Annotated in this window: 23 protein-coding genes; 7 read left to right on the top strand and 16 right to left on the bottom strand. The window is 39.5% G+C overall.

Annotation, left to right across the window (positions count from 1 at the left end; genetic code table 11):
• Positions 1–44 precede the first annotated feature (44 nt).
• Genes P20495_RS02855 through P20495_RS02875 form a run of 5 tightly spaced genes read right to left on the bottom strand, consistent with a single transcriptional unit; the run spans position 45 to position 3,843 of the window.
• A complete protein-coding gene (locus tag P20495_RS02855) occupies positions 45–662 on the bottom strand; it encodes an SCO family protein (RefSeq protein WP_008138706.1) in 618 nt (205 codons plus the stop codon).
• Positions 659–1,588 (bottom strand): heme o synthase, encoded by a 930-nt coding sequence (gene cyoE, locus P20495_RS02860; RefSeq protein WP_008138705.1) that lies wholly within the window; start codon positions 1,586–1,588, stop codon positions 659–661. The genes P20495_RS02855 and cyoE overlap by 4 nt, the downstream gene beginning before the upstream one ends.
• 12 nt (positions 1,589–1,600) lie before the next feature.
• Positions 1,601–2,590, bottom strand: coding sequence for a heme A synthase (locus P20495_RS02865; protein ID WP_008138704.1), 990 nt, complete (start codon positions 2,588–2,590; stop codon positions 1,601–1,603).
• A gap of 28 nt (positions 2,591–2,618) precedes the next feature.
• Complete coding sequence (locus tag P20495_RS02870) at positions 2,619–3,113, bottom strand: hypothetical protein (protein ID WP_008138703.1); 495 nt, start codon at positions 3,111–3,113, stop codon at positions 2,619–2,621.
• Complete coding sequence (locus P20495_RS02875) at positions 3,103–3,843, bottom strand: SURF1 family protein (protein ID WP_008138702.1); 741 nt, start codon at positions 3,841–3,843, stop codon at positions 3,103–3,105. Before P20495_RS02875 ends, P20495_RS02870 begins: the two co-directional genes overlap by 11 nt.
• 14 nt (positions 3,844–3,857) lie before the next feature.
• Here P20495_RS02875 and P20495_RS22735 point away from each other — a divergent pair, with 14 nt between their 5' ends.
• The gene (locus tag P20495_RS22735; protein WP_081824568.1) at positions 3,858–4,166 is read left to right on the top strand and encodes a DUF2909 family protein; all 309 of its coding nucleotides are present in this window, start codon (positions 3,858–3,860) and stop codon (positions 4,164–4,166) included.
• Here the strand turns inward: P20495_RS22735 and P20495_RS02880 are convergent.
• The 5 genes from P20495_RS02880 to lexA form a co-directional block, all read right to left on the bottom strand.
• Entirely contained in the window at positions 4,069–4,944 is an 876-nt protein-coding gene (locus P20495_RS02880) for a cytochrome c oxidase subunit 3 (RefSeq protein WP_002959610.1), read from the bottom strand. The genes P20495_RS22735 and P20495_RS02880 overlap by 98 nt on opposite strands.
• Before the next feature lie 35 nt (positions 4,945–4,979).
• A complete protein-coding gene (locus P20495_RS02885; RefSeq protein ID WP_008138701.1) occupies positions 4,980–5,510 on the bottom strand; it encodes a cytochrome c oxidase assembly protein in 531 nt (176 codons plus the stop codon).
• Positions 5,510–7,102, bottom strand: a complete 1,593-nt coding sequence (gene ctaD, locus P20495_RS02890) for a cytochrome c oxidase subunit I (RefSeq protein WP_002959615.1) — start codon at positions 7,100–7,102, stop codon at positions 5,510–5,512. The genes P20495_RS02885 and ctaD overlap by 1 nt, the downstream gene beginning before the upstream one ends.
• Complete coding sequence (gene coxB / locus P20495_RS02895; protein WP_008138700.1) at positions 7,102–8,244, bottom strand: cytochrome c oxidase subunit II; 1,143 nt, start codon at positions 8,242–8,244, stop codon at positions 7,102–7,104. Before coxB ends, ctaD begins: the two co-directional genes overlap by 1 nt.
• Before the next feature lie 468 nt (positions 8,245–8,712).
• Positions 8,713–9,330, bottom strand: coding sequence for a transcriptional repressor LexA (lexA, locus tag P20495_RS02900; protein WP_007376396.1), 618 nt, complete (start codon positions 9,328–9,330; stop codon positions 8,713–8,715).
• A gap of 167 nt (positions 9,331–9,497) precedes the next feature.
• Here lexA and P20495_RS02905 point away from each other — a divergent pair, with 167 nt between their 5' ends.
• A complete protein-coding gene (locus tag P20495_RS02905) occupies positions 9,498–9,938 on the top strand; it encodes a PaaI family thioesterase (RefSeq protein WP_008138699.1) in 441 nt (146 codons plus the stop codon).
• Positions 9,939–9,948: 10 nt separating this feature from the next.
• Here the strand turns inward: P20495_RS02905 and P20495_RS02910 are convergent, their stop codons facing one another.
• Entirely contained in the window at positions 9,949–10,329 is a 381-nt protein-coding gene (locus tag P20495_RS02910) for a hypothetical protein (RefSeq protein ID WP_008138697.1), read from the bottom strand.
• 423 nt (positions 10,330–10,752) lie between these two features.
• On the opposite strand from P20495_RS02910, the gene P20495_RS02915 reads away from it, so the two are divergent.
• Positions 10,753–13,464: a TonB-dependent receptor gene (locus P20495_RS02915; protein WP_008138694.1), complete on the top strand. Its 2,712-nt coding sequence runs from the start codon at positions 10,753–10,755 to the stop codon at positions 13,462–13,464.
• Positions 13,465–13,656: 192 nt separating this feature from the next.
• The gene (locus P20495_RS02920) at positions 13,657–14,310 is read left to right on the top strand and encodes an endonuclease (protein WP_033016336.1); all 654 of its coding nucleotides are present in this window, start codon (positions 13,657–13,659) and stop codon (positions 14,308–14,310) included.
• A gap of 95 nt (positions 14,311–14,405) precedes the next feature.
• Here the strand turns inward: P20495_RS02920 and hmpA are convergent, their stop codons facing one another.
• Genes hmpA through P20495_RS02935 form a run of 3 tightly spaced genes read right to left on the bottom strand, consistent with a single transcriptional unit; the run spans position 14,406 to position 17,110 of the window.
• Positions 14,406–15,587 (bottom strand): NO-inducible flavohemoprotein, encoded by a 1,182-nt coding sequence (gene hmpA, locus P20495_RS02925; RefSeq protein WP_008138691.1) that lies wholly within the window; start codon positions 15,585–15,587, stop codon positions 14,406–14,408.
• Between the two features lie 21 nt (positions 15,588–15,608).
• Complete coding sequence (locus P20495_RS02930) at positions 15,609–16,841, bottom strand: NnrS family protein (protein WP_008138689.1); 1,233 nt, start codon at positions 16,839–16,841, stop codon at positions 15,609–15,611.
• Positions 16,841–17,110, bottom strand: a complete 270-nt coding sequence (locus P20495_RS02935; protein ID WP_007584928.1) for a hypothetical protein — start codon at positions 17,108–17,110, stop codon at positions 16,841–16,843. The genes P20495_RS02930 and P20495_RS02935 overlap by 1 nt, the downstream gene beginning before the upstream one ends.
• A gap of 160 nt (positions 17,111–17,270) precedes the next feature.
• Here P20495_RS02935 and norR point away from each other — a divergent pair, with 160 nt between their 5' ends.
• Positions 17,271–18,827 carry a nitric oxide reductase transcriptional regulator NorR gene (norR, locus tag P20495_RS02940; RefSeq protein WP_008138686.1) on the top strand — a complete coding sequence of 519 codons (1,557 nt, stop codon included), beginning with the start codon at positions 17,271–17,273 and terminating at the stop codon, positions 18,825–18,827.
• A 21-nt stretch (positions 18,828–18,848) separates the two neighbouring features.
• Here norR and P20495_RS02945 read toward each other — a convergent pair whose 3' ends face one another.
• The gene (locus P20495_RS02945; protein WP_008138684.1) at positions 18,849–19,748 is read right to left on the bottom strand and encodes a LysR family transcriptional regulator; all 900 of its coding nucleotides are present in this window, start codon (positions 19,746–19,748) and stop codon (positions 18,849–18,851) included.
• Between the two features lie 119 nt (positions 19,749–19,867).
• Between P20495_RS02945 and P20495_RS02950 the strand changes: the two genes are divergently transcribed.
• The gene (locus P20495_RS02950) at positions 19,868–20,434 is read left to right on the top strand and encodes an NADPH-dependent FMN reductase (protein WP_008138682.1); all 567 of its coding nucleotides are present in this window, start codon (positions 19,868–19,870) and stop codon (positions 20,432–20,434) included.
• Positions 20,435–20,451: 17 nt separating this feature from the next.
• Here P20495_RS02950 and P20495_RS02955 read toward each other — a convergent pair whose 3' ends face one another.
• Positions 20,452–20,892 carry a TerB family tellurite resistance protein gene (locus tag P20495_RS02955; RefSeq protein WP_008138681.1) on the bottom strand — a complete coding sequence of 147 codons (441 nt, stop codon included), beginning with the start codon at positions 20,890–20,892 and terminating at the stop codon, positions 20,452–20,454.
• A gap of 99 nt (positions 20,893–20,991) precedes the next feature.
• Here P20495_RS02955 and P20495_RS02960 point away from each other — a divergent pair, with 99 nt between their 5' ends.
• Positions 20,992–21,372: a hypothetical protein gene (locus P20495_RS02960; protein ID WP_008138679.1), complete on the top strand. Its 381-nt coding sequence runs from the start codon at positions 20,992–20,994 to the stop codon at positions 21,370–21,372.
• The last annotated feature ends 2 nt before the right edge of the window (positions 21,373–21,374 follow it).

Genomic DNA, 21,374 nt, shown 5'->3' with positions numbered 1-21,374 from the left:
AAAAGGAGCATAAAGCTCCTTTAAAATACATGAAAAGTTAAAAACTAGTTTTTATAGTAATCGGCTATTTTTTTAAACTCTTCAGTTAAAGTCGTCGCATTAATTAATGGCACACTACCTTGTTTAAATTCGGGTTTAAAAATAGCTATTACGGCTCCATTTTGATCAACCATAGCGACCGAAGCACTATGATCAACTGCATATTCTGATTCACTACTATCGCTAATGGCGTAAATTAAGCCAAGCTCTCGAACAACAGGAAAAAGGTGTTTATGTTCCCCTGATACAGCTAAAAAATCAGGGTTAAAGTAATCTATATATTGCTTTCGTTTAGCTGGTGTATCGCGTTTTGGATCAACCGATAAAAACCAAACTTGTAGCGGATAATCTGCCTGTAAGTTTTTATAAACAGCATTTAACTTAGCTAGTGTTAATGGACAAATATCTGGGCAGCTTGTGTAGCCTAAAAATACTAAATTCCACTGTCCTAAAAATTGTTGCTTAGTCACTAATTCGCCGCGCTGATCGTTTAACGTAAAATCAGATAGTGGCTTTGCATTTTCGTAAACTAATGCATCTACATCTGGTGGACTATTTTCATTTGAACATGCTGATAAAAACAAAACTAAAACAACAATTAATCCAAGCCATAACTGCTTCATAAAGGGAGCCATTTATCTATAAATAAGATTACAAAGAGTACCATTAAATGAATAATCGAAAAACGAAATAAGTCCATTGCAGTCTCATCATTTCCAGCAATTTTTAATTTGACCGCCTTATATATAAACACTGCATTTAATACACATGCGCCTATTAAATAAATTACTCCAGACATACCGATTAAATAAGGCAATACGCAAACAACAGCGAGTAAAACAGAATAAGCAACAACGCAGGTTTTACAAAAATCGATACCATGGGTTACTGGTAACATAGGGATTTTAGCGCGTTCATAATCACTTTTTCGTGCTATAGCCAGCGCCCAAAAGTGTGGCGGAGTCCAGGTAAATATTATCATTACAAGTAACCAAGGGGCTGCTGCCATTTGGTTTGTTTCTGACACCCAGCCTAATAATGGAGGCATTGCGCCAGCCAACCCACCTATAACAATATTTTGCGGTGTAGCACGCTTTAAAAATGATGTATAAACAAATGCATAACCTACCAATGCAAATAACGTTAATATAGCGGTTAAGGTATTAGCCCACACCATTAGCATAATAAAACCCGCAACCCCAATAACAGCTGCAAAACTAAGCGCATGTGTTTTACTTAAACGCCCTTTAGCCACAGGGCGATGACGAGTCCTTGCCATTTTTGAGTCTATCTCACTATCAACCACGTGATTAATAACCGCTGCAGCAGCAGAAAGTAGCCCTATACCTAACAAGCTAATAAACTGTACAGCCATACCACGTCCTACATCGGGAGCCAGCGCTAAACCAACCCAAGCTGTTAGTACCAGCATGGCTACCACTTTAAATTTACTAATTGCTAAGTAGTCTTGCAGCAAACTATGAGTACGCGAAATTAGCGATTGAGTATTAACGGGTAGCAGTATTTTTTTATCAATTATAAGTGCCATTATATTTCCCCTTTATGTGCGTGATTTTAGGTAATAACACAACCTAACCATGCTTAATAACAGTATGGCAGCCATCAAGTTATGCGCCAGTGCAACTCCCAACGGAATATGCAAATGTACTAAAATAAGCCCTAAGCTAATTTGGCAAAGCAGGACAAGTAATACGCTCACAACGCAATTTTTAATTTTTTTAGAGTACGCTTGGCTGTATATTTTCCACATAATTAGCGCCAGAACGATGCAAGTAACCAGTGCCCAAATACGATGTAATAAATGAATAGACATACGCGCTTGCTGCGATAACACACCAAACTCATAATTACTGTGCTCAAGTGGTAATTGAAATACGCTACTTAATGAAAACGGTTGTGCGTAATTACACAATGGCAAACCACTACAATGTGGAGCGGCGTAATTTGCAGCCAGCCAACCACCAAGTGCAATTTGGATAATTAATACACTGAGCGCCACTAAACTTAAACCGAAATAGCGTTTTGCGCCGCTATCGCCACCCATAATGGGTTTTGCGGTTAGCCGTAAATATAAAAGCGTTATAAGTGACAAAATACTAAAGCCACCTAATAAGTGGCCCATTACAATAAGCGGCTGAAGGTTCATGGTTACTGTCCACATACCAAGGGCAGCCTGAAACACCACGAGTAGAAGTAAAGCCAAAGGCAATTGAACTGGCGTAGTTGGATATTGGCGCTTTAAAAAAGCCAACACAAATAAACCTAAAATAAGTAAACCTAAAGCACCTGCAAAGTAGCGATGAATCATTTCTTTCCACGCTTTTGCGGTTTCGAACATCATATCGGGGTAGCTTTGAGTTGCTAAGGCTATATCGGCCTCATGCTTAGGTACCGTTAAAAAGCCGTAACAGCCAGGCCAATCGGGGCAGCCTAAACCTGCATCACTTAAGCGTGTATACGCACCTAAAGCAACCACAATTAAAGCGAGTAACCCTGTTATTAATACTAAGTTTTTATAATTTTTATACATCAGATACTCCAACTTAAGCTCAACTTAATTAGCTAGAACGAGAATAGTTAAGTAATTTTTTTAGATCTTTTAATAACCCTTTTTGTACTAAACGGTTTTCTTGTGGCTCGGCCTTAAAGGGATATTCAAGTACCACTAACCCCATATGATCAATTAAATACAAACTTGCAGGATTTAAACTCTGTTGTTCGGTAATAATTTTCCATGGTAGTTTTTTATTGTCGGGACTTCCCATTACAGCCATATCAACCTTGCCTTGGTTTTTACCAAGTGCCACATATAAATTATTAAGTGCATTGAGTTGTTCGCTGCATGGGGTGTTACATTCGTTTGAATAATTAAGTGCGATAGTCCATTGCTTGGGATTATTTTGCGGCCAATTTTTAAGTTTTATTTCTTGGCTTAAAAACTCGCCATTATTAGTAATTGCAGTAGGCAACCAATCAAACTTTAATGCGCCATATGCCAAAATTAATGGGATAGCGCAGCAGCCCACAAACAACACAAGGGGATTATTTTTCATTATGTGTCCTTTTTTTACTCGCAAAAATAGCCACAGCAGCACATGCAACAGCAATTAAAAACCATTGCACAGCGTAGGCATTATGCTTTTGAGGGCTCATAACAACTGCCTCATAATGAGGTGTTGCAATCTCATCACCATTACCTTGTCTGTAAGCCATAAAATTAATTAATGATTGCTGGCTTTGAGTGCTCAGCATATTCAAGTCGATAGATTGGATTCTTGTAGGTAAGTCATTATTTGTAGTTTTATCTTCAAGCGTAAAGCTACTTAAGTTATTTTCTTTTATTTGCGCTTTAAGAATAAAAACACCTGTAGGCAGAGTAACCTTTGGCAGTGTATCTCTAGATATAGGCGCTTTTACCCATCCTAAATTAACTAAAATCACTTTTTCTTCGCTGTCTGGCTTTAGTAAAGCAAGTAAGTCGTACCCTACTTGCCCGTTATAAACTTGATTATCTAAAAGCCAATATTGGTTTTGCACAAATCGCCCTTTTAACTCAACCAATACACCAGTTTTGTTCCAGCTATCAGGCAGGTTAAGTAATTGAGACCAGCTCATCACACCTCGAGTCTGTTGCTTAGCAATAGCGGTTAGTTGTTGCTGCTTTTGCTCACCTCGCTCCAACTGCCAAAACCCTAATCGCACACACACAAGTACAACAACCACAACCATACAAAGTGTGATTAGTGAGCTAAGCTTTTGTTTGTGCCATAAAACTAACTGCATAAAGGGTCAACTCAGTGATTATTAAAATTATTATCGTACTGTTGTTAATATTTATACTTTTTAACTTATTTAGAGCATTGTTTATTATGGTGTCAGGGAAAACTGAGGGACGACCTATGTCTCACTTTTTAGGTCGTCGCGTATTGTTTTCGGTCGTTGTTTTAGTTGTTGTTATTGCAGCGCTTAAACTTGGTTTTATTAAAGCAAATAATTCGCCAATAAACGCTACAGCACATATACAAATACAAACAAACACAGCCACACCACATCTACAAAGTGCCAATACCAAGCAGCTGCTTGAAAAGCAAAGTGCTTATCTTTAGTAAAGTGCCCTTTTAATATCCGTAAAAATATTACAAATAAAAGTACGGTTCCTAGCGTTACATGCATGCCATGAAAACCAGTCAATAAAAAGAACGTATTACCGTAAATGCCCGCATCTAGCGTTAGGTTAAGGTCATTATATGCATGCATGTACTCCTCAACTTGCAGCCCTAAAAAGCAAACGCCCAATAAAATAGTAGCGCCTAAAAAAACCTTAAGTGGAGTGCGTTTATTGTTTTCCATCGCTACGTGGGCAAAATGTAAAGTAACTGAGGAAGTAAGCAGTATTAAGGTATTTATAAGTGGTAAGCCTTGCCAGCCCATAGCTTGAGTAGTTTCGCCAGCAGGTGTTGAAACTAGCGGCCAAACGGCTTCAAAAGTAGGCCATAATACCTCGTTAGTCATTGCATTATTGCCTGCGCCTCCAAGCCAAGGTACCGACAATACCCGTGCATAAAAAAGCGCACCAAAAAAGGCCATAAAAAACATAACTTCAGAAAAAATAAACCAGCTCATACCTTGTCTAAAAGAGCGATCCATTTGTGCTGAGTACAAACCTTGGTCCGACTCACTAATTACATTTTTAAACCAGCTAAACAACATATACACAAGTACAGCAATACCGGCATAAAGCAGATAAACCCCGCTACCACCTTCTTTACCTACACTCATAACTGTTAAGCCTGCCCCTACTGCAATAAAAAACAATGCAACAGCACCTACAATAGGCCACGGGCTTTGCTCAGGTACATAATAATGCTCATATTCTTGATTCATTTTATTTACTCCTAGTTTCACACTAGTTTAAAAAGCTAGTTATTACTTGCCACCAGCTGTTCACTAATATCAAATACGGTATAAGATAAAGTTAATTCTTCAATATCGCTTGGCAGTGCGGTATCAACATAAAAAAGCAATTTAAATTCAAGTTCTTCCCCTGCTTTTAGAGGTTGCTGATCAAAGCAAAAACAGGCTATTTTATGTAAATACTTTGCCGCTTTACCTGGTGAGACTGATGGTACAGCCTGCATTACTTTATCTAGGTTGCTGTTATTTTTAGCACTAAACATTACCTCACGCATTGCACCTGGTTTTACCACTACACTGTATTCTTTTGATTTAACTTCAAACGGTGCACCACTTTGTGTGTGAGTAGTAAAGCTAACGCCGACTTCTCGGTTTTGTACTATTTGTGTACTTTGCTCTGCTTGCTCAAGCGAAGGCTTTCCATTAAGCCCTGTTACATCACAAAACACGTCATACAAAGGTACTAAAGCAAAGGCAAAGGCAAACATGCCTATGCAAATAAGTACCAAACGTTTGAGTAGCGGTGTGTGTGTCATTACTTAATAACCGGCGGCGTAGAAAAAGTATGATATGGCGCTGGAGAGTCAACTTCCCACTCAAGCCCTTCTGCCCCTTCCCATACTTTTGCAGGCACTTTATCACCGCCACGCGCGCATTTAATTACCACAGCTACAAACAACAATTGCGATAAACCAAAGGCAAACCCACCAATACTTATGATTGCATTAAAGTCGGCAAATTGAAGAGCGTAATCGGGAATCCGACGCGGCATACCGGCAAGCCCTACAAAATGCATAGGAAAAAACAGTACGTTCACGCTCACCAGCGATAGCCAAAAATGCCATTTAGCCAATGTGATATTAAACATATTGCCTGTCCACTTGGGTAGCCAGTAATAGGCCCCCGCCATTATCGAAAATACAGCCCCTGTTACTAATACATAATGAAAGTGCGCCACTACAAAATAAGTATCGTGATATTGAAAGTCAGCAGGTGTAATTGCCAGCATCAATCCCGAAAAACCACCTAAGGTAAACAGCACAATAAACGCAATACTAAAAAGCATTGGCACTTCAAAAGTTATTGAGCCTTTCCACATTGTGGCAACCCAATTAAATACTTTTACTCCTGTAGGTACCGATATAAGCATGGTCGCGTACATAAAAAACAACTCGCCAGCGACCGGCATCCCAGTAGTAAACATATGATGAGCCCATACAATAAAGCTCAATAGTGCTATGGAGGATGTGGCGTATACCATTGAGGCATAGCCAAAAAGTTTTTTACGAGAAAAGGTAGGTACTATTGTAGATATAATGCCAAAGGCAGGAAGAATCATTATGTACACTTCAGGGTGACCAAAAAACCAAAAAATGTGCTGAAACATCACCGGGTCGCCACCGCCTGCAGCATCAAAAAAGCTGGTCGCAAAGTACTTATCGGTAAGTACCATAGTGACAGCCCCTGCAAGCACTGGCATTACCGCAATTAATAAAAAGGCAGTAATTAACCACGTCCATACAAATAAGGGCAACTTCATCCATGTCATGCCGGGGGCACGTAAGTTCACTATGGTTACAATCACATTGATTGCGCCCATTATTGAGCTAATCCCCATAATATGTACGGCAAATACAAACAATGCAGTATTATCATTACTGTATGTTGTGGACAATGGTGCATAAAAAGTCCAGCCAAATGCAGGGCCCCCACCAGGCATAAATAACGATGCCAATAGGATTAAAAACGCAAACGGTAAAATCCAAAAGCTCCAGTTATTCATTCTTGGCAATGCCATATCTGGCGCGCCAATCATGAGTGGTATCATCCAGTTAGCAAGGCCTGTAAAGGCGGGCATAACCGCACCAAACACCATAATTAAACCATGCACTGTGGTCATTTGATTAAAAAAGTGAGGGTCGACCAACTGTAAGCCTGGTTGAAATAGTTCAGCTCTGATCACCATAGCCATTGCGCCACCAATTAAGAACATGGTCAGCGAAAAAATTAAATATAAACTACCTATATCTTTATGATTAGTTGTGTAAAGCCAGCGTTTAAAACCTTTAGCTGGGTGATGAGCATGATGAGCTTCATTGGCGTTAGGTTGTTCTACTATGCTACTCATTAGTTCGCCTCCACTTTGGCATCAAGTGCTGTCTGTATTTGACTCGGTTGAATAACATCACCCGTATCATTACCCCACGCATTACGTTTATAAGTAATAACCGCAGCTAATTGCTTTATAGATAACTGCTTGGCAAAAGCTTGCATTGCCGTACCGGGTCGTCCATGGATAACTACATCAATGTGATCTTTTATATCGCCAAGCACTATCGGGCTGCCTTTAAGTGCAGGAAATACACCCGGTAACCCCATGCCCGTAGGCTGATGGCACGCTGCACAATTAGCCATATATACTTGTTCGCCTAAAGTCATTAACTCTTCTTTTGGGAGGGTTTTATCAAGTAATGCGGCATCTGCTAATGCTGCTTTCTGCTTCGCCTGCTTTGCATCTGCAAGCCATGTTTTAAAATCAGCCTCAGATTTAGCGACCACCACAACAGGCATAAAGCCATGGTCTTTACCACACAACTCAGCACATTGTCCTCGGTAAGTACCTTCTTCGTTTATGTTCGTCCATGTTTCGTTTATAAAGCCGGGGTTCGCATCTTTTTTAACTGCAAAATCAGGTACCCACCAAGAGTGAATAACATCGTCAGAAGTCATTAAAAATCGTACTTTTTGATTTATTGGCAGTACAAGAGGCTTATCAACCTCAAGTAAGTAGTTAGGATTTTTATCTGCAAGATTCGCGATTTCATCTTGCGGGGTAGATAAAATAGAGTAGAACTCTACATCTTCGCCCATATATTCATAATGCCATTTCCATTGCGAACCCGTAATTTTAATAGTGAGATCAGCTTTGCTGGCATCTTCCATTGCAATTAGGGTTTTAGTGGCTGGTACTGCCATAGCAATTAAAATAACAAACGGAATTGCAGTCCAAAGTATTTCTACTTTAGTGCTTTCGTGAAATTGGGCAGGTACAGCCCCTTTAGATTTACGGTGATGAATAAGTGCCCAAAACATAATTGCGAACACTATCACCCCAATCACACAACATATTATAAATATGGTCATGTGCAGCTGATATACATTATTGCTTATATCGGTTACGCCTTTGCGCATATTGTATTGGCTATTAGCCAAAACTGGGTGCGTAAAAACACATAATATAAGCCACAAGGTAGAGGTCAGTTTACCCATGTGACGGCTCCTTTGATGCTATTGCGAATGCAAAGCGAAGAGGCATACGGCTTAAACGCCAATTCGTTATTTTTATTTTTTTAGCCAATCTCATTTAATATTGATTGGTTTTGCTGCGCCAACAACGAGTTTGTGTATATTGTGTGTTCTCAAAACTAAAAAGCTGTGAGTTATTATTAGCTCAGCACATTAATAATTAGCTAAAAAACGAACAACAAGCAAGTTTCAGTATAAAAAACAATCAGGTGATATTGAGTAATTAATAAAAAGTCAGTAATCAACTAGTCAACAGAAAGTTCAAAATATGAGCAAAACAAAGGGGTTTAACGCATTCGGAGGGGGAAAATATAAGTGCAAAAAAATTTACAGCTAAAATAATTAGTTGGCTGTTTACGTCCTATTTTTAGTGCTAATGTTAAAACAAAAATGCGTGCTAAAAAGCACGCATTCATAAAAATAAATTAAAAACTACATCCAATCAGCGTTACGAATAACTCCAACGGCTAAACCTTCTATATTAAAAGATTCATTTTCTAGATCAACTTCAATTGGCGAAAAGTCGTCATTCTCAGCATGCAATAATACTTTTCGGCCTGCTTTTTCAAACCGCTTTACGGTAACATCATCATCAACACGAGCAACTACAACTTGTCCATTTTCTGCAACTTGAGTTTTATGCACAGCTAACAAATCACCATCCATAATACCTATATCTTTCATACTCATACCGTTAACGCGCAATAAAAAATCAGCAGCAGGTTTAAACATTAATGGATCAATTTTACAATGACTCTCAACGTGCTCTTGCGCCAAAATAGGCTCTCCCGCTGCGACTCGCCCGATAAGAGGTAAACCTAACTGTTCAGGCTCTTCTTCCTCAACAAGTTGAATACCTCGGCTTGCACCTGGTTTCATCTTAATAGCACCTTTTTTAGCAAGCGCTTTTAAGTGCTCTTCAGCAGCATTGGCACTTTTAAAGCCTAATGTTTGTGCAATTTCAGCACGTGTAGGAGGCATACCAGTGTCTTTAATAAAAACTTTAACTAATTCGAGAATTTGAGCTTGGCGCTTCGTTAATGGTCGCATACAACTGGTTTTCCATACAGTACATTTAACTGTGAGTATATACAGTTAAATAAAAATCGCAAATTTAAATTAAGCCTTAAAATAGCTAAAGTAATTTCACTTGTGTACATTTCAAAGATATAACTAAAGCTAAGTTTATAAATGATTAAAAATGCAAAGGAGATATTATGAGTATTTGGTACCAGCCCATCACTTTAGAGTTGTGCAAGCAGTTAGAGAAAGGCGTTAATGGCCACGGTACACTAATGAAAACCATGGGAATTGAAATTACCGAAATTGGTGATGATTACCTCGTAGCAACTATGCCTGCCATACCAGCGCATCATAATCCAATGGGCATGGTGCATGGAGGAGCCAACGTAGTGCTTGCCGAAACAGTAGCAAGTTATGCAGCTAACTTCGTAGTCGACTTCACTCAGTTTTATTGTGTCGGACAAGAAATTAGCGCCAGTCACTTAAAAGCATCTCGTAATGGTACTTTAACAGCCACCGCAAAAGCGTTTCATATTGGTAAGCGTAGTTCAGTCTGGGAAATAAAAATTACTAATAGTCGAAACGAGCTTTGCTGCGTATCAAGAATGACCGCAGCCGTAGTAGAGCGAAGATAATTACTTACTGTTACTTTTCGATTGGGTAAATTGTAATTTCCATACCCGCACCAATAGCAGATATACGTAATAATGTATCTGCATCTAAAGCTTGGTTAAAACACTTAGGCGATGTGCCTGATTCAAAACCAATATCAAATGTTCTACGTGAACAACTTAGCCATTGCTTTAACGCATTACGCGAACACGATTCAATAAGCTCACAGATATGGTTAATTGCTTTGTCAGGCGTGTTTACTACACCTGTTGCTTCAATGCGGGCTAATTGACGGTATTCGTCTTTGTCATAATGTAAAATCGTCGCGACTTTTTTCAAGTCTGCCACTAGCAAACTAATATCTTGCTTTGATTCAAGCTCAAGATCTACATTTAAAAATTGAATTTCCGACATTGTTTAGTATTTATCCTCTAATGATTACACCGCAAACTTTAACGCAGTTTTACTTTTATACCAAATCAACTATGTAATATAAGCTGTTTTATATGGTAAATAGATAGTTTTACGCATTCATAGTCCATTATTTAATATTTATCATTTTTAAGTACAAACAATACTTTTTTATAAACTCCATGGCCTGTTGACCTTTGAGGATTAAAATTAAGTGAATTATTGTTTAAAAAAGTATAAAAAATAACCTTGACTTTCATATGCCACCGGTGGCATTTTAAGTGTGCGGGTTAAATACACTGCTTAAAGAGGTGTATTTAAATAAAGCCAAACACACCTCACTCATATTTACGCTTACTTATAACACAAAAAATAAGTGTAAAATCTGAACTGAGTGGCATTACCTAAATTCAGCAGGAACACACAATGAAAACGTCAAAAAGATTCACTCTCAGGCCACTTAATTACATTATTAGTGCATTATTAATTAGCACGACAGCTCAAATCAGTGCTGAAGAAGCCGAACAAACAAATATAAAAAAGAAAAGTGAAATTGAGTTAATCGAAGTTACAGGCTTTAGATCATCACTTAATAAATCGCTGGCTACCAAAAGGTTTGAAGTAAATACCACGGAATCAATTGCAGCCGAAGACATTGGTAAATTTCCAGATTTAAATATCGCAGAGTCACTACAGCGAATCCCTGGTGTCGCAATTTCGCGAGAAGGAGGAGAAGGACGTCAAATTACTCTACGTGGTTTAGGCCCATCTTTTACCCGCTCAACCCTTAATGGTATGGAAGTTCCTGCTAGTACAGATGGGACTGATTCGGGTGGTGGTGTAAATGGCGGCAGAGCATTTGACTTCAACGTTTTTGCATCAGAGCTATTCAATCGCGTTGATATTCAAAAATCACCAACAGCTGCAACCGAAGAAGGAGGTATTGCAGGTACTGTCGATATGTATTCAGCAAAACCTTTTGATTCCCCCGGTCTTCATGTAGCTGCGTCGGCACAGGCAGGCTATAACGATTTAACAGAAGAGACAGACCCTAGAATGGTATTTATGATCAGTAATACATTTGCTGACGATACCTTTGGGGCTTTATTCTCTGTCGCTAAATCAGAGCGCACAGTTCGCCAAGAAGGTTTTGGTACTGTTCGCTGGACAACCCCCGTCAAAGACGGCGGCGGTGTCTATGCTGACACATCAAATACTGACGTTATTGGCACAGCTGATGTGGGAAATTGTGAATTTGAAGGTGAGCAAGTTGATGATGTAAATTGCCTATGGACTCCTCGACTTCCCCGCCCTGATTTTTTTGGTAATGAACAAGATAGATTAGGTTTTACAGGCTCATTACAGTATGCGCCTAACGATGACTTAGTAATTACCTTCGATACCTTGCATTCTACCCTCGACAACAGTCGTACGATGTATAATTTCTTCGAAATGTTCAGAAATACATTTAGCGAGATCACTCCAGACTCTATTACAGTTGCCGAAAATGGAAAACAAATTCAGGCAGGTACATTTAGTGGAGTAAAGTCCCGTGCAGAAAGCCGTCAACAGGTATCTAAAACAAAATTTAAACAGTATGTGTTATCTGGTAAATACCACCTATCTGACTACTTAAAATTAGATGCAATGATCGGCACCGCTGAGTCAAATGCTCGCTCTGAGCAATATCGTTATAATATGACCAGCAATACACCTCATACCGTCTCAATTGATTTTGGAAATAGCGCAAATACTGCAGTGATGGATTATGGCTATGATAATTTAGATGCAAGTTCATTTAATTTAACAGACGGTCGACTTCGTGCTACGGATGTACTCAGAAAAAATGATACTGCCAAATTAGATTTAACTTACGAAACAGACTTTATGAGCATTAAAGGTGGGGTTGCTTATAACGATAGAACAGTAAACTATGATGAATCGCAAATTAATGGATTTCCGGATCAAGAGTCAGCCGTCGGCTTTTCACAATTAATGCCTTACGATGATTATGGTTCAGGCTATGATGGTACGTTGCCGCAATTTATTGTGGCCGATTTTGATGCAATTGAATCACAACTACTCAATAAAGAGTGGACGGCGCGAAGTGCACAAAGCTGGGAAGTTGAAGAGGAAACCATCGCTGCTTATATTCAATCAGATTTTGAATATGAAATATCTGATATGCTCCTACGAACAAATGTAGGCTTACGTTATGTAAAAACAGAAACAACATCAACGGGCTTTATTCAAAGCGATCCTGTTGAAATTGAAAATAGTTACGATAATGTTTTACCTGTTTTAAATTTAGCACTGGATGCAACGCAAGATGTTGTTGTACGTTTAGGGTTATCCAAAACCATGACTCGTCCAAGCCTTGGCTCACTAAACCCAGGTAACCCATCATTCTCCTATTTAAATGGAACAGTCAGTGCGGGTAATCCATTTTTAGACCCATTCACCTCAACAAATACTGATTTAGGTATCGAATGGTATTTTGATGAAGAGTCGCTACTTGCTTTAACTGGTTTTTATAAAGATATAGGTACTTTCATCACCAGCTCAACTGAAGAAAAATTAGTTGACCCTGCATACTTACCTTTCATTGATAACGATCCGCAATACGATCCATCAAGTGCACTTGACCCAAGAACAACACCCTACACCCATTACGTACCTGTAAATGGCAAGGGAACTGTTGTTAAAGGTATTGAGCTAATATATCAACAGCCATTTAGCTTTTTACCGGGGTTATTAAAAAATACCGGTATTGTTTCTAACTACACTCACGTATCCGCAGGAGAAATAACGGGGCTTTCTAAAAATTCATATAATTTCACACTTTATTACGAAGAAGAAAATTATGGCGCTCGCGTTTCAATGAATAAACGCGATAACTACATTACTGATTATACTGGCAGTAATGGTAATGCTGAAGAAGCAACAACAGGTCCAGCACATTATGACCTTTCTGCTTTTTATAACCTCAATGACAATGTAACCGTAACATTTGAAGCTATTAACTTAACCGATGAATACGAGCGCTTGTATACCACTGGTGACGGAACACTTAATTTACCACGAGAGTATAACCATACTGGTAGGCAATTCTTTTTAGGTATTCGCTATAGTATGTAAGTAAATATCTTAACCAAAGCTCAGGTTAAATAGCTTATACAAAGCTGATAGTTTCCCCGCACTATCAGCTTTTTTACAAAAATAAAAAGAGCAAGTACCAGTAACCATTTCAAGCTAAATTCTAAGTCTCCTTTATCTTTTTTAATCAACAGCTTAAACTAGCCATTCCTGTAGTTCACATATGTGATGGATATGACTCGATTTATTCTGGCCTTATTGGCTTGTTTTTTGTGTGTTTCGGTATCAGCGGAGCAGTTCACCCGTTTTTCTACTGCAAAAAAACACCTTATTAAAACCCTACCTGACAACGCTAAAAGCATCTACTGCGGCTGCGACATTAAAAAAGAAGGTAAAAAACTCGTTCCAGATCCCGCAAACTGTGGTTACGTTCCGAGAAATACGCTTACACGCTCAGGTAAGATAAACGTGCGAGCACTACGCATTGAGTGGGAACACATTGTTCCGGCGTGGGAATTTGGTCATCAACTACAATGTTGGCAAGATGGCGGGCGAAAAAATTGTAGAAAAGTAAGTGCTAAATTTAGAAAAATGGAAGCCGATATAAACAACTTAGCGCCAGCTATTGGCGAAATTAATGCCGATCGCTCCAATTATCGATTTGGCATGCTTAGCGAAAACGCCACACAGTATGGTCGCTGCGAAGTAAAAGTAAACTTTAAACAACGTGTAGTTGAACCGCCTGTTTATGCGCGAAAACGTATAGCCGACACCTATGCTTATATGCAAAAAACCTACGGTTTAAAGATATCAGATAAGCAACAAAAGCTCTTTAATGCATGGCAAAAACAAACGTTTGCAGCGCAAAGTGATACTAAAAAGCTATAATTTAATTGGTTGCGCACTATTGAGTAAACCTTATAGTGCGCGATTAAGTTAGTAGGCTAAATAATTATCTAAAATATGCCCACTTTTAAACGGTATTATAAGTCTTGATGCGGGCCAAATATTTCGTAATGAATATGCTCACTTTTAACACCGAGCCCAAGTAACTGGTTTTTTATAAATGCCATGAACCCCGCAGGGCCACACAAGTAAAAGTCGCCATTACTCAATGGTAGCTGTGCTTGTACTGCGTTTAAGCTCATTAACCCAGTAAAGTCAGCGCCCTCTGTCGCTTGATTAAACCACGTTATTGTTTGCAAGTGGTTATTCTGCGCTGTTAGATCATTTAAATATTTTGAAAACGAGTGCTGCTGAGTATTTTCGCAGGCATGTAAATACATAATCTCTTGATTAGAATTATCACTTAATAACGTTTCAAGCATAGCCAGCATTGGCGTTTGCCCAATACCTGCTGAAATGAGTACCGCTGGGTTTGTGTTATTGCGTAAAAAGAAGTCTCCAGCCGGCGGGTATAACTCAACAATAGTGCCTTGCTCTAATGAGTGTAAATAATTAGACACCATACCAGGCTTTGGCTGTAGCTCTTTTTTAACACTAATACGGTAGTTTTTAGCGTTACTTTTTTGTGAAATAGAATACTGGCGAATTTCTTCATATTTGGCGCCCTCTGGCTTAACTTTAATACCTAAATACTGCCCTGGTTTATGTGTAATAACAGCTTCGCCATCAACTGGCGTAAGTGTAAAGCTTGTTACTAGTTCTGATTCAGCCTGTTTGTTGGTTATTTTAAATTGGCGAGTTCCCGCCCAACCACCGTGTTTATTTTTACTGTGCTCATACAAAGCAGCTTCTTCGGTTATACAAATATCAGCAAGTACGCCGTAAGCTTCGCGCCAAGCGTATTCAACATCGGGAGTAAATTGCTCAGGAATAAGCTCTTTTAATGTACCAATTAAATGCGCACCTACAATAGGGTAATGCTCAGGTAAAATATTCAAGCTTGTATGCTTATGATTAATACGTGTTAGCGCTTCTTTTAATACGGCTAAATTATCAATATTTTGTGCATACGCAGCCAATGCATTAAAAAGTGCAAATTGCTGACGACCTGTATCTTGATTCGCCATATTAAAAATATTTTTAAGCTCAGGATTATGACTAAATAAACGCTTATAAAAATGATCAGTAACAACCGTACCCGCCTGCGCTAATAACGGAACAGTACTTTTTACGATCTCAATGGTTTTATCAGATAACATATGTGTTTTCCTATGGGTAAACTAACCACGGCGCCCATCAACACGACGCCGCGTTAATATAGGTGTGCAGTGAATTAAAAATAATGAAAAAGCCACTAACCAAAGCAAAGCACTTATTTGCCAAGCAAGGTGAGGCCCAATAATAAAAGGGAGTAATGAACGAGTAATGGCGGCCACAAGCAAAAACGCAAAAGCAACAGTCATGTAATGAGGAATAGCGAGTGTACGCCCTGTATGACCATGCGATACACGCGTCATCATTGCTAAAATCATCATACCTATTGTGCCAATAGTGATTAAGTGCAGCGCATCTTTAAATTGTATTGCACTGCTATAAAAGCTTATTGCCACCAGCATCAAACCAACACCTAGAGCAAGGTACGAAAAATGCAAAGACCATAACAAAGGTACTCTCAATACCTTGCTATCCCACCAACAACCAGCCCTGACCAGATGAAGCACAGCAACCGTTGCAACAACCAACGCAGGATTAATCGTGTTCAAAAACAACTTGTCGATAAAAAATAAAGTGATAGCCACAATAGATAAATACATCACCGCTTTATCTATTTTAGGAGTGCGAACTTGCTCGGTTAAACCCAGACCTTTAGCGGTAAAAAATGGTAAAACGCGACCCGCAACAATGCCAACTAGTAAAGTAATAACCAGTACTGCGGTATCAACCACACCAAGTGCAAGTTGCATGTTTTTCTGTAAAATGAGTATTAAATACAATACATTGAGCCCACAAAGCACAGCTAAAATAGCTAAAAATGGATAGTTACTTTTGCTATTGGCTTTTAATAACATATTAGCCAACGCGGCTATGGCGCCTAACCACCAAATAACTTGTAATGTAAGTGCAGCATATAAATTAAAATGAGCAATATCAGGCAGTACTACAAAAAATGCTAAGCGTGCTGCAAGCCATATAAACGCAAGCCACATAAGAGCTTTGCCACTTATGCTCGGTACACCTGTCCATGTTTGTGCAGCGGTAAGTAAAAAGCCAACAGCTACAACTCCCGCAAAGCCAAACAGCATTTCGTGCGCGTGCCATAATGTAGCGGGTATAGATAAGTGCCAACTTGCATGGCCTGTTAAAATAAGTAGCCAATACCCCACCGAAAAAAACGCTAATAAACCACCACCCAAAAAGAAAGGCCTAAAAGCAAGCATCCATAACGGCCATTGAGATACTTGATGAATAGCAACGCGTGCTGGCATTGGCTCAGTTAAGTTTATAGGGCGCATTATCGTACCTCCTGCCCTAAACCATGTTGTGCAACACAGCGCAGTACGTAACTTACTTTTAAAATAGCAGCAATAACAATAGTCCCAATATGAGCTGATACTTGCACCGCCATGGAAAAGTACTCAGCAAACGGGTAGCTAATTAAAATACTTGCCGTAATACACACTAAACTCACAGCTAATGCAGTATTGGCAGCAAATAATACTGTTTCGTATAGTGAACTAAACTGTGTTTGATTATTTAAATTATTCAGCATTAGTGTGTTCATGGCGATCTCTGTAACTAACTACGTTACTTAGCTCTTACACATACTGTGCCAAAAAATTTATTCAATTAAATTCAACAAGTTAAATTAAACTACTTTACACTATGAGTCTTTATGACCTACTATAAATTAACTCATAAAAACTCGAATAGGTCATTTTGACATGAATCAGCAATTCAACCTTACCCAAGTTGCTCTAGAGCTTGCTCAAAGTACACTACACGAGCATAGCTTTGATCAATTACTAGCAACGGTTGAACGGGTGATCCCTAGTGATGCAAGTGCGTTATTAGTGCTTCAGGGCGAGCAATTAAAACCACTGGCAATTAAAGGGTTAATGTCCGACAGCCTTGGCAGACGATTTAAAATAGTAGAGCACCCTCGCCTAGAAGCTATTTGCAAAAGCACACTCGCGCTACAATTTGCGCACGACTGCCCACTACCCGATCCATACGACGGATTGCTATTAGCTAAAACCGGCGACATACCGGTACATGCATGTTTAGGTTTACCCCTTTATGATAAAAACGCACTACTTGGCGTACTTACGTTTGATAGCCTTAACGCCAATGCATTTAACAGCATAAGCGCTGATACACTCAATACCTTACAAACGCTGTGTAGTGCGCACTTTAAAACAGCTTTAGAGCTTGCCCATTACAAACAGCATGCACAGCACTCAAGTGCATTAGTGCAAGAACTAAATCGTGAAGCGTTAACACGGGACGGCGGTGAAATTATTGGTCAAAGTCCGCTAATGCAAACACTTAAAAACGAAATTAAACTCGTTGCAGCATCTAACTTTAGTGTGCTTATATTAGGTGAAACAGGAGTAGGGAAAGAGCTTGTAGCGCGTAATATTCACTTAAATTCAGCTCGAAAAGATCAACCGCTTATTCACTTAAATTGTGCATCACTTCCTGAAAATCTTGCTGAAAGTGAATTTTTTGGTCATGCGAAAGGGGCTTTTACAGGCGCACAAAACTCGCGCCAAGGTAAATTTCAATTAGCTGATGGCGGCACGTTATTTTTAGATGAAATTGGCGAACTACCCCTTGCCATGCAAAGTAAACTATTACGAGTGCTACAAAGTGGCGAAATACAAACGGTAGGAGAAGACACGCCAAAGTACGTAGATGTACGCGTAGTTGCCGCAACCAACAGAAATTTAAAGGAAGAAGTAGCTCAAGGTCGCTTTAGAGCCGATTTATACCATCGCCTCAGTGTCTACCCTATTACTGTGCCACCACTTAGTAAACGCGAGCACGACATAACACTCTTAGCTGGTTATTTTATTGAGCAAACAGCCCGTAAATTAGGGATAAAACAATTAAAACTAAGCCCTGAAGCACAAGTACTGCTTAATCAGTACAACTGGCCAGGTAACGTTCGCGAGCTTGAACATGTCATTAGCCGCAGCGCCCTAAAAGCAAAACAAAGCCAATGGCAAAATCCAATAATAACCATTACAAGCGAGCACTGTGATTTAACCCCAAGTGCGCCGCAAAACTCTCTAGTAGCAAGCCAAAGTACAACCAACACCTTAATCAACCAACCTTTAAAGCAAGCTGTAGAATCGTTGCAATACAACGTAATTACTGAGCAATTAAAGAAGCATAACTACAACTGGTCAGCAGCAGCAAGAGTGCTTGAATTAGATAGAGCTAACTTAGTACGCTTGGCTAAACGCCTAGGGATAGAAGTAAAAAAAACACTATAATCATTTAAAACGCTGCTAAAACTATTGATTAGCAGCTAACTCACTAAAGTGTGTTTTTAACAACCCTGCAAAAGCTTGTACTTTAGCAGTACGATGCACTAAGTGATGCGTGACTAACCATACATCGGTAGGCCAGCTTAACTCACTGTGTAATATAGGCACTAAATCAGGATATTGCGCCGCTACGTCATGCTGCAATCCGCCAATGCCTAGCCCTTTAATTATTGCACGAGTCGCTTCTGCGGTTTCAGATACTCGCAGCTTAATTTGCGATGCAGGAATATGTTCATCAGCCCATGAAAAATAAGGCACGCGGGCATTAAAACCTACCACGCCCGATACAAAATTATGTTGTTGTAAATCACTTAATAATTTAGGCATACCGTACTTATTAATGTAACGTTTATTAGCGTATAAACCCGATGAAAGCTGCGCCAAATGCTGAGCAATATAATCGCCTTCATCAGGTCTTGGGCCTGCACGCACTGCAATGTGTGCTTGTCCGTGATCGAGCCTTAGCCTTTTTTGTTCTAAAATGACCTCAAGCTGCACTTGTGGATGTAGCGCCTGAAATTGCTCACAGACATCACCAAGTATATCCATAAAGCCACTTACTGTCGTTAGCAACAAACTACCTCTAAGGGTGCTATCGGCTGCTACTATATCGTTATGTAACTGCTCTAAGGAGCTATGGATTGTTTGTGCTGTTGCAAATAACTTGGTGCCAATTTCAGTAACCTTGTAGCCACGAGCATGGCGATGAAAAAGCCGTGCATTTAAGTTTTCTTCAAGATTATTAATGCGTCTAAGCACTGTGCTGTGGTGCACATTAAGCTCCTCGGCCGCCGCTGTCAGCGTGCCTAACCGTGCTACTTCAAACGCAACTTTAACATCTTGCCAATCTTCAAATTTTATCGCCATGCTGCCTACCTTTTACTTATGTGCATATACGCACATAAGTGTTGCGTTTATTAGGGTTTTCTACAAGTGAAATTTTGCTACATTAGTCATGTAACTTAAAACATTAAAAGGCCACTACCATGTCAGCACCAAAAATTATCGCCCTAGCTGGAAGCCTTCGCCAAGAAAGCTTTAATCAAAAAATTATTAATGAGGCAGCACGTTTTGCTCTACAAACAGGTGCTGAAGTAGAAGTAATAAAACTAAACGAATTAAACATCCCACTATTTAACGAAGATATTGAAGCGCAAGGTACACCTAGCGATGTACAGCTTTTAAAAGATAAGCTACGTACAGCCGACGGTATTTTACTAGCAAGCCCAGAGTACAACGGCTCTATTACCGCAGCACTAAAAAATGCGATTGATTGGGCATCGCGTACAGAGCAAGGTGCTGTTCCTGCTTTTCGTAATAAAGTGGTTGCTTTGTTTGCAGCATCGCCTGGTGGGCTTGGCGGCTTACGCGGTTTAAATCATGTGCGTGATATATTAAGCGGCATTGGATCGTTAGTACTTGCCGATCAACTTGCAGTACCCGCTGTGCACACACTGTTTAATGAGAATGGGCAAATAAATGAACCTGTAACGGCTGAAAAAGTATCAGCCCTCGCTCATCAGTTAGTAAGCGTTGCAAGTAAGTTAAGATAACTTGCACGCCCGCCTACTTACTTTGTCGCCGCTATTTTTGCGGCGATAAAATCGGTATGCGTTACATATAAAAGCCCTGCGACTTTACGTATTACGTAGTCTTCTTGGGGATCTATTTCTCCATCGGCATACGCTAAGCGCCATAATAGTTCTATTATTTCTATTCGCTGTACCGCGCTGCAATGCTCATTAATCTGTTTTGAAAACTGAAAGTAATCTATCGCACCATCCAAACTACTCGCCGCATTAGTAGTGAGCTCATCAACTTCGATATCTGTTAAATTAAAGTACTTTTTTAAGGTTACAGTCAGGGTTTGTTGTTCATCATGTTCAAGCTTGGTGTCGGCACGCATTACTTCAATAAGCAATGCAGCCACAGCTGTTTTTAAATCGTGCTTTTGCATACTTGGCTGCTGGTCATCGAATACTGCAAAAAGCTGTTTTATTTGTTTGAACATCACGTTATCCCTTTTTGGGTGTTAGACTGAATATAAAGAAATCGAACTTGTATAAGTAATTAATGGGTATAAAGTTCGCAAATTAAAGGATACATTTTTATGAAAGGATTAAACTCCCCACGCTTCACTATAGGTGCGATACTGGTGGCCCTTTCGAGCGCAAATACAGCCTTTGCTGAAAAAGCCGAAACAGAAAAACTCTACGACTTTGACAACAAAGTGCATTACTACCAAACAAAAATTGGCGAAGACAATTATAAAATAAAAATTAAGTCTGACGATTACAAACACTTTTCCAACCAAAGCGTATTTTTATTACGCCATGCTGAGCGCTTATGTCGTGGCAACACCTTTATGTTGAAAGTGCTTGAAGGCGTGCAAGAATACGAACGTTTTCCAACTAAACCACGCGCCTATCAACCAGATTTAAGTGTTTTACTACAATGCGAAACTAAAGAAGATACAAGCAAGGGCAAGTAACC

It is taken from the genome of Pseudoalteromonas sp. BSi20495 (genome assembly GCF_000241185.1).
GTDB lineage: Bacteria > Pseudomonadota > Gammaproteobacteria > Enterobacterales > Alteromonadaceae > Pseudoalteromonas > Pseudoalteromonas fuliginea.
The sequence above is the reverse complement of the archived record's forward strand: the minus strand, read 5'-3'. Positions and strand labels throughout refer to the sequence as shown.

Coding starts and splice junctions, on each gene's coding strand:
- P20495_RS02855 (WP_008138706.1), bottom strand. CDS start 662: ATGAAGCAGTTATGGCTTGGATTAATTGTTGTTTTAGTTTTGTTTTTA.
- cyoE (WP_008138705.1), bottom strand. CDS start 1,588: ATGGCACTTATAATTGATAAAAAAATACTGCTACCCGTTAATACTCAA.
- P20495_RS02865 (WP_008138704.1), bottom strand. CDS start 2,590: ATGTATAAAAATTATAAAAACTTAGTATTAATAACAGGGTTACTCGCT.
- P20495_RS02870 (WP_008138703.1), bottom strand. CDS start 3,113: ATGAAAAATAATCCCCTTGTGTTGTTTGTGGGCTGCTGCGCTATCCCA.
- P20495_RS02875 (WP_008138702.1), bottom strand. CDS start 3,843: ATGCAGTTAGTTTTATGGCACAAACAAAAGCTTAGCTCACTAATCACA.
- P20495_RS02880 (WP_002959610.1), bottom strand. CDS start 4,944: ATGAATCAAGAATATGAGCATTATTATGTACCTGAGCAAAGCCCGTGG.
- P20495_RS02885 (WP_008138701.1), bottom strand. CDS start 5,510: ATGACACACACACCGCTACTCAAACGTTTGGTACTTATTTGCATAGGC.
- ctaD (WP_002959615.1), bottom strand. CDS start 7,102: ATGAGTAGCATAGTAGAACAACCTAACGCCAATGAAGCTCATCATGCT.
- coxB (WP_008138700.1), bottom strand. CDS start 8,244: ATGGGTAAACTGACCTCTACCTTGTGGCTTATATTATGTGTTTTTACG.
- lexA (WP_007376396.1), bottom strand. CDS start 9,330: ATGCGACCATTAACGAAGCGCCAAGCTCAAATTCTCGAATTAGTTAAA.
- P20495_RS02905 (WP_008138699.1), top strand. CDS start 9,498: ATGAGTATTTGGTACCAGCCCATCACTTTAGAGTTGTGCAAGCAGTTA.
- P20495_RS02910 (WP_008138697.1), bottom strand. CDS start 10,329: ATGTCGGAAATTCAATTTTTAAATGTAGATCTTGAGCTTGAATCAAAG.
- P20495_RS02915 (WP_008138694.1), top strand. CDS start 10,753: ATGAAAACGTCAAAAAGATTCACTCTCAGGCCACTTAATTACATTATT.
- P20495_RS02920 (WP_033016336.1), top strand. CDS start 13,657: ATGACTCGATTTATTCTGGCCTTATTGGCTTGTTTTTTGTGTGTTTCG.
- hmpA (WP_008138691.1), bottom strand. CDS start 15,587: ATGTTATCTGATAAAACCATTGAGATCGTAAAAAGTACTGTTCCGTTA.
- P20495_RS02930 (WP_008138689.1), bottom strand. CDS start 16,841: ATGCGCCCTATAAACTTAACTGAGCCAATGCCAGCACGCGTTGCTATT.
- P20495_RS02935 (WP_007584928.1), bottom strand. CDS start 17,110: ATGAACACACTAATGCTGAATAATTTAAATAATCAAACACAGTTTAGT.
- norR (WP_008138686.1), top strand. CDS start 17,271: ATGAATCAGCAATTCAACCTTACCCAAGTTGCTCTAGAGCTTGCTCAA.
- P20495_RS02945 (WP_008138684.1), bottom strand. CDS start 19,748: ATGGCGATAAAATTTGAAGATTGGCAAGATGTTAAAGTTGCGTTTGAA.
- P20495_RS02950 (WP_008138682.1), top strand. CDS start 19,868: ATGTCAGCACCAAAAATTATCGCCCTAGCTGGAAGCCTTCGCCAAGAA.
- P20495_RS02955 (WP_008138681.1), bottom strand. CDS start 20,892: ATGTTCAAACAAATAAAACAGCTTTTTGCAGTATTCGATGACCAGCAG.
- P20495_RS02960 (WP_008138679.1), top strand. CDS start 20,992: ATGAAAGGATTAAACTCCCCACGCTTCACTATAGGTGCGATACTGGTG.